Here is a 5,610-nt window from a genome sequence, read left to right as displayed (position 1 = left end):
GCCGCGGCGGGCGCAACCGTGGGCGAGCGGAGCCGTGAGGCGACGTTCGCCGGGTTCGTCGCCGCTCAGGCGCGCTTCATCCATCCGCGCGTATGGGTGGCCCAGCTCGCGCTCGTGGCCGTCATGGCGGTCCTCTGCCTCCCGTCGAGCGGCATGGCGCACGGCATCCCGGTCGTCTCGGGCATGCTGGCGGCGGCGACGGTGCTCGTGGGCCTGCCCGAGCTGCTAGCCAGCGCTGCGCACCGCGTGGCCGAACTCGAGTACGCCTGCCGCTTCGACTGCCGCGCGGTCGCGCTGGCGCGGCTCATCGTGCTGGGGTGTTCGGACGTGGTGACGGTCACCGCCATCGCGCTCGCGGCGCCTGTCATGCTCGGCGCCGATCCCTTCGCGTCGCTCGTGCACGCGTGCGTTCCCTACTTCCTCTCGTGCGCGGGCGCGCTGCTCGTGGCGCGCCGGTGCCCCTCATCGCAGGCGCTGGCGCTGTCGTGCGCGTGGGCGCTGCTGGTGATCGCGGGAACGTATGCGGCGTTCTCCCTCGTCCCCGATGCGTACGCCCAGGCGTCGACATGGGCATGGGCGCTTGTGGCGGCGGGCTCGCTCGGCTGGGCCGCGCACGAGGTGCGCACGTGGATTCGCGGCATCGAGGGCGGCCTCGACGTGTTCGCCCCCGCGTCGGCTGCCCGATGAGCCCGGCGATGCCGGCGAATCCCGGAATTCGACGACTCTATGATGACAAGGAGCATGGCATGGACCTGACGATAGACCGCCTGACCAAGCAGTTCGGATCAAAGATCGCGGTCGACCGCGTGTCGACCCGGTTGACGCCCGGCGTGTACGGCCTTCTGGGAGCGAACGGCGCAGGCAAGACCACCCTCATGCGCATAGTGTGCGACGTGCTGCGCCCCACGTCCGGCGAGATACGCTTCGACGGCCGCGACGTGCGCCTGCTCGGCGACGAGTACCGCGCCCGGCTGGGCTACCTTCCGCAGGACTTTGGCTACTACCCCGACTTCTCGGCGCTCGACTTCATGTGCTACCTGGCGGCGCTCAAGGGGCTCGATCGCCGCGCGGCGCGCCGCCGCTCGCTCGAGCTGCTGGAAACGGTGGGCCTCGCCGACGTGGCGCGGCAGAAGGTGCGCACGTTCTCGGGAGGCATGAAGCAGCGGCTGGGCATAGCGCAGGCCGTGCTGAACGACCCGGCGGTGCTGGTGCTCGACGAGCCCACGGCCGGGCTCGACCCGAAAGAGCGCGTGCGGTTCCGCAACCTCATCGCCAGCTTCGCGCAAGACAAGATCGTCATCCTGTCCACGCACATCGTGTCCGACGTCGAGTACGTCGCCGACGAAATCCTCGTCATGCGCGCGGGTGCGTTCATCATGCAGGGCGCGCCGACGGACATCGTCGCGACGGTGACGGGCAAGGTGTGGGAGTGCCATGTGGACGCGCGCCGCGCCGACGAGCTGGCGGCTGCGAGCTGCGTGAGCAACGTCCACTACGCTGCCGACGGGCACGCGGTGGTGCGCGTCGTGGCCGACGAGGCTCCGGTGGCCGGCGCGCGGGCGCTCGATCCCACGCTGGAAGATGTGTACCTGTACGTGTTCCGCGACGAGGTGGTTCCGCTGTCCTGACGGACGGCGGAACGTGCCGACGCTGCGAAGCGTCGATGCACTTGATCTCGCCTCTTTTTGCTCTGCCGCAGCGAAGCTGCGCAGAGCGCGCCCGCTCGGGCGCATAGTGTGGCACTGAACAAGCCACTGGCTTGTTCAGCACGTGCGAAGCACGCTCGGCCGCGAAACGGGGCGATCTCGAGCACCTCGACGCTTCTCGCTGACTTTTATTCAACTGGTGAGAGAAGGAATATACCATGCTTGATCTGGTGAGATTCGAACTCAAGAAGCTGCTCGTGCGCCGCACGTCGCTCATTGCCTGCGCAGGCATCCTCGTGATGCTGTGCGGCATCATGGCGCTCAACGTCGCGCAGACGAGGACGACATCGAACGCCGACGAGGTGCTGACCGGCACCGCCGCCATCGCGCATCAGAAGGAGAAGGCCGTCGCGCACGAGGGCGTGCTGGACGCCGATCGCGTGCGGGAAGAGGTGGCCGCCTACCGGGCGCTCGCGTTCTCGAAGGTGGATCCCGCCGACGTGGCCGGCCTGAGCGACGACGCGGCGTACGCGCTCATGAAGCAGGCGTACGGCGAAGACGAGTTCCGCATGCTGTACGACCCGTATTACGTCTACCTGTTCTCGCCGTGGAAGGCAGGCGCCCTCGAGCCGTACCAGGTGGCGGCGCAGCTCGACGACGGCGCCGCCGACGGGTTCTACGAAGCCATCGCGGGCAAGCTACAGCGCACGCTCGACAACGGCATGGGCGGTACGTGGACGTATTCCGATGCCGAGCGCGCGTACTGGACGGAGAAGCAGGATGGGGTGGGCGAGCCTTTGGCCTACGGGTACGCGGGCGGATGGAGCGACGTGCTGGCATGCCTCGGGTTCTTCGCCTTCGCGATGGTGGCCGTCTGCATCGCGCTCACGCCCGTGTTCTCGGGGGAGTACCAAGACCGCACCGACGCCGTGCTGCTCTCGTCGCGTTACGGCCGTTCGAAGCTGGTGGCGGCGAAGATCGTCGCCGCGCTCGCCTTCGCCACGGCCTACTTCGCGCTGGCGACGCTCATCATCATGGGCATCGCGCTCGCGTTCTTCGGCGCCGAGGGCGGGGACTTGCCGGTGCAGGTGCTGTCGCTGTCCATCCCGTACGACCTCACGATGGCCGAGGCGACCTGGACGGCGGTGGGGATAGCCTACCTCATGACGCTGGGGTTGGCGGGTCTCACGCTGCTGTTGTCGTCGAAGCTGCGCTCCCAGCTGGCCATCTTCGCCGCCTGTGCGGCGCTCATCTTCCTTACGGGCATGATCCCCTCTGGCGGCAACGCCGTGCTGCTGCACGCGCTGTACCTGTTCCCGATCAACGGCTTGAACGATCAGGTGCTGTTCAACTCGCTCGTATCGTATCCGGTCGGGTCGTTCGTCATCGACCTCGTGGGTCTGCTCGCGTGCGTCTACGCCCTCGTGCTGGCGGCGTGCGTGCCCCTGGCCGCCTGCGCGTTCAGGCGGCACCAGGTGGTGTGAGCGAGCATGCGGGGCGCCCTGCGCGAAGGGCGCCCCGCGATGGGAGAGCTTACAGGTCTTCGAAGAGGTCGGCGGTTGAAACAAGAAGCAGGTCGTTGCGCAGAATAGCGTACTCACGAGTATCTGGCTCGCGAGTGCGCTATTGAGGAAGCGTTTTGCGTGGTAGAGGGGTTATGCTTGCGCCAGTTGCTGGTCCAGCAGCTTCTCCAGCGTTCTCCAGGCCAGCTCGGCGCATTTGACGCGGGCGGGCATGCGGGCGATGGATTCGAGCTCGGCGGCTTCGTCGAGGTCGGCGCGCTCCTCGTCGGTGAGCGGGCGTCCCTTGATCATGTCGAGGTAGAGGCCGCTCAAGCGGCGCGCTTCGCCCACGGTCTCGCCGGTGACGAGGTCGGCCATCATATCGGCCGCCGCCTGGCTCACGGCGCAACCGTGGCCGGTGAAGGCGGCCTCCTCTATACGATCGCCCCTCAGGCGCAGCGCCAACGTCAGCTCGTCGCCGCAGCTGGGGTTCACGCCGTCGTGCGTGCACGTGGGCTCTTCCATCTGGTACTTGTAGTCGGGATGCGCGTTGTGCTCCATGAGCGCCGCGGTGTAGATGCTAGCCATTGAAGGTCCTCCAAACGCTGTCCAGGCCGTCGACGAGCGCGTCGATGTCGCCCTCGTCGTTGTAGAACGCCAGCGACGCGCGGCAGCACGACTCCACGCCCAGCCACGCCAGCAGCGGCTGGGCGCAATGGTGCCCGGCGCGGATGGCCACGTCGTGCTCGTCGAGGATGCTGGCCACGTCGTGCGGGTGGATGCCGTCCACCTCGAAGCTGATGGCGCCGTGATGCTGCGCCGGGTCGGGGTGGCCGATGATGCGGATGTAGGGCAGCGCCGCCAGGCGCTCCATGGCGGCGCGGACGAGCGCCTGCTCGCGCGCCTGCAACGCATCCCAGCCGATGCCCTCGAGATAGCCCAGCGCGGCGGCGGTCGCCACGATGCCGGCGGCGTCCTGCGTGCCCGCCTCGAACTTCTCGGGTACGGGCGCCCACACGGCCCCTTCCTGCGTGACCGACGAGATCATCTCGCCGCCCGTAAGGAACGGCGGCATGGCCTCCAGCAGGTCGAGTTTGCCCCACAGCACGCCCACGCCGAAGGTCCCCAGCGCCTTGTGCGCCGAGAACGCGAAGAAGTCGGCGCCGAGTTTCCGCACGTCGACGGGCAGGTGCGGCACCGATTGCGCGCCGTCAACCACCATGAAGCCGTCGTGCGCATGCACGCGCTCGGCCATGGCCTCGATGGGGTTCTCGATGCCGAGGACGTTCGACACGTGGGCGGCCGCGACAATCTTGGTGCGCGGGCCGATCTTCGCGTCCAGCTCCTCCTCGCCGATCACGCCGTCCTCGTCGGGGAACAGGTACACGAGGCGCGCGCCCGCCGCGCGGCACGCCTGCTGCCAGGGGATGAGGTTCGAGTGGTGCTCCATGATGGTGATGCACACCTCGTCGCCGGGTTCCAGCACGGTGGGGGCGAACGCTTTCGCCACGAGGTTCAGGGCTTCGCTGGCGTTGCGGCAGAACACGACCTCGCGCGCATCGGCGGCGCCGATGAAACGCGCGACGTGGGCGCGGGCCTCGTCGATGGCCTCGGTGGCGTCCACCGACAGGCGATAAAGGCCGCGCAGGGCGTTCGCGTTCATCTTCTCGTAGAAGCGGCGCTGCGCGTCGAGGGCGACGGCAGGGCGCTGGGCCGTGGCTGCGCTGTCGAGGAAGGCGAGGCCGGGGTTGGCCGCCAGCAGGGGGAAGTCCTGCTTGTAGGGGTTCGCGGCTATGTCGATGCTCATGCGACGGCCTCCTCGATCTCGATGCCGCGGGCGGCGGCGAGGCGGGTTACGGATGCGCGGGTGCGCTGGTCGGGCGCGTTGATGGCCGCTTCCTCGAAGGAGGCGGTGATGAACAAGCGCTCGGCGTCTTCGGGCGAGATGCCCCGACTGGCCAGGTAGAACAGCTGCTCGGGACGCACGTGGCCGATGGTGGCGCCGTGGTTGCCGGCCACGTCGTCCTCGTCGCAGAGGATGACGGGCACGGTGCGGTTCGCCACGCGCTCGTCGGCAAGCAGCACCGTCTCCTGCTCGGAGCCGACGGAACCCTTGCAGCCGTGCACGAGCTCGATGGTGCCGCGCAGCGTCTTCTCCGATTCGCCCGCCAGCACGCCGTTCGCGTCGAGGTTGCACACGGTGCGCCGTCCACGCTGGTGCGCGACGTAGTTGAAGTCGCGCTGCTGGGAGGCGTGCCCCAGGTAGCGCGTGTCGATGTCGAGGCGCGCGTCGTCGCCGCGCAGGTCGGCGTCGAGCCCCGTGTAGGCGCCGGCCCGCCGCCCAGCACGGTGTGGCGCACCTGCACGCGGGCGCGCTCGCTCGCCACGATGCCCGTGTCGTCGAGCGCGACCCATCCGTCGTCGAGCGTCTGCGTGACGGCGACGTCCACCCGCGCATCGGC

General features: G+C 68.8%; 7 protein-coding genes. 4 read left to right on the top strand and 3 right to left on the bottom strand.

Features of this window, described 5'->3' with window-relative positions; genetic code table 11:
• From HMPREF1023_RS04545 to HMPREF1023_RS04535, 3 genes are all read left to right on the top strand, one after another.
• Window positions 1–687: hypothetical protein (locus HMPREF1023_RS04545; protein WP_009305000.1), on the top strand; the 687-nt coding region annotated here is incomplete at its 5' end.
• Window positions 688–746: 59 nt separating this feature from the next.
• On the top strand, window positions 747–1,628 hold the full coding sequence (locus tag HMPREF1023_RS04540) for an ABC transporter ATP-binding protein (protein ID WP_009304999.1): 882 nt from the start codon (window positions 747–749) through the stop codon (window positions 1,626–1,628).
• Between the two features lie 236 nt (window positions 1,629–1,864).
• Window positions 1,865–3,130: an ABC transporter permease subunit gene (locus tag HMPREF1023_RS04535; RefSeq protein WP_009304998.1), complete on the top strand. Its 1,266-nt coding sequence runs from the start codon at window positions 1,865–1,867 to the stop codon at window positions 3,128–3,130.
• Window positions 3,131–3,301: 171 nt separating this feature from the next.
• On the opposite strand, the gene sufU is transcribed toward HMPREF1023_RS04535, so the two are convergent.
• The 3 genes from sufU to HMPREF1023_RS04520 are packed head-to-tail and all read right to left on the bottom strand — an operon-like array spanning window position 3,302 to window position 5,410.
• The gene (gene sufU / locus HMPREF1023_RS04530; protein WP_009304997.1) at window positions 3,302–3,736 is read right to left on the bottom strand and encodes a Fe-S cluster assembly sulfur transfer protein SufU; all 435 of its coding nucleotides are present in this window, start codon (window positions 3,734–3,736) and stop codon (window positions 3,302–3,304) included.
• A complete protein-coding gene (locus HMPREF1023_RS04525; RefSeq protein WP_009304996.1) occupies window positions 3,729–4,955 on the bottom strand; it encodes an aminotransferase class V-fold PLP-dependent enzyme in 1,227 nt (408 codons plus the stop codon). The genes sufU and HMPREF1023_RS04525 overlap by 8 nt, the downstream gene beginning before the upstream one ends.
• Window positions 4,952–5,410: a SufD family Fe-S cluster assembly protein gene (locus HMPREF1023_RS04520; protein WP_232228692.1), complete on the bottom strand. Its 459-nt coding sequence runs from the start codon at window positions 5,408–5,410 to the stop codon at window positions 4,952–4,954. Before HMPREF1023_RS04520 ends, HMPREF1023_RS04525 begins: the two co-directional genes overlap by 4 nt.
• On the opposite strand from HMPREF1023_RS04520, the gene HMPREF1023_RS15900 reads away from it, so the two are divergent.
• A partial coding sequence (locus HMPREF1023_RS15900) for a hypothetical protein (protein WP_232228694.1) occupies window positions 5,366–5,610 on the top strand: 245 nt, incomplete at its 3' end. The genes HMPREF1023_RS04520 and HMPREF1023_RS15900 overlap by 45 nt on opposite strands.

It is taken from the genome of Eggerthella sp. 1_3_56FAA, assembly GCF_000185625.1.
Lineage (GTDB): Bacteria > Actinomycetota > Coriobacteriia > Coriobacteriales > Eggerthellaceae > Eggerthella > Eggerthella lenta.
This window is presented reverse-complemented; position numbering and strand designations above follow the sequence as displayed.

Bases quoted from the DNA above. Each gene is read 5' to 3' on its own strand.
- HMPREF1023_RS04540 (WP_009304999.1), top strand. From the start codon at position 747: ATGGACCTGACGATAGACCGCCTGACCAAGCAGTTCGGATCAAAGATC.
- HMPREF1023_RS04535 (WP_009304998.1), top strand. From the start codon at position 1,865: ATGCTTGATCTGGTGAGATTCGAACTCAAGAAGCTGCTCGTGCGCCGC.
- sufU (WP_009304997.1), bottom strand. From the start codon at position 3,736: ATGGCTAGCATCTACACCGCGGCGCTCATGGAGCACAACGCGCATCCC.
- HMPREF1023_RS04525 (WP_009304996.1), bottom strand. From the start codon at position 4,955: ATGAGCATCGACATAGCCGCGAACCCCTACAAGCAGGACTTCCCCCTG.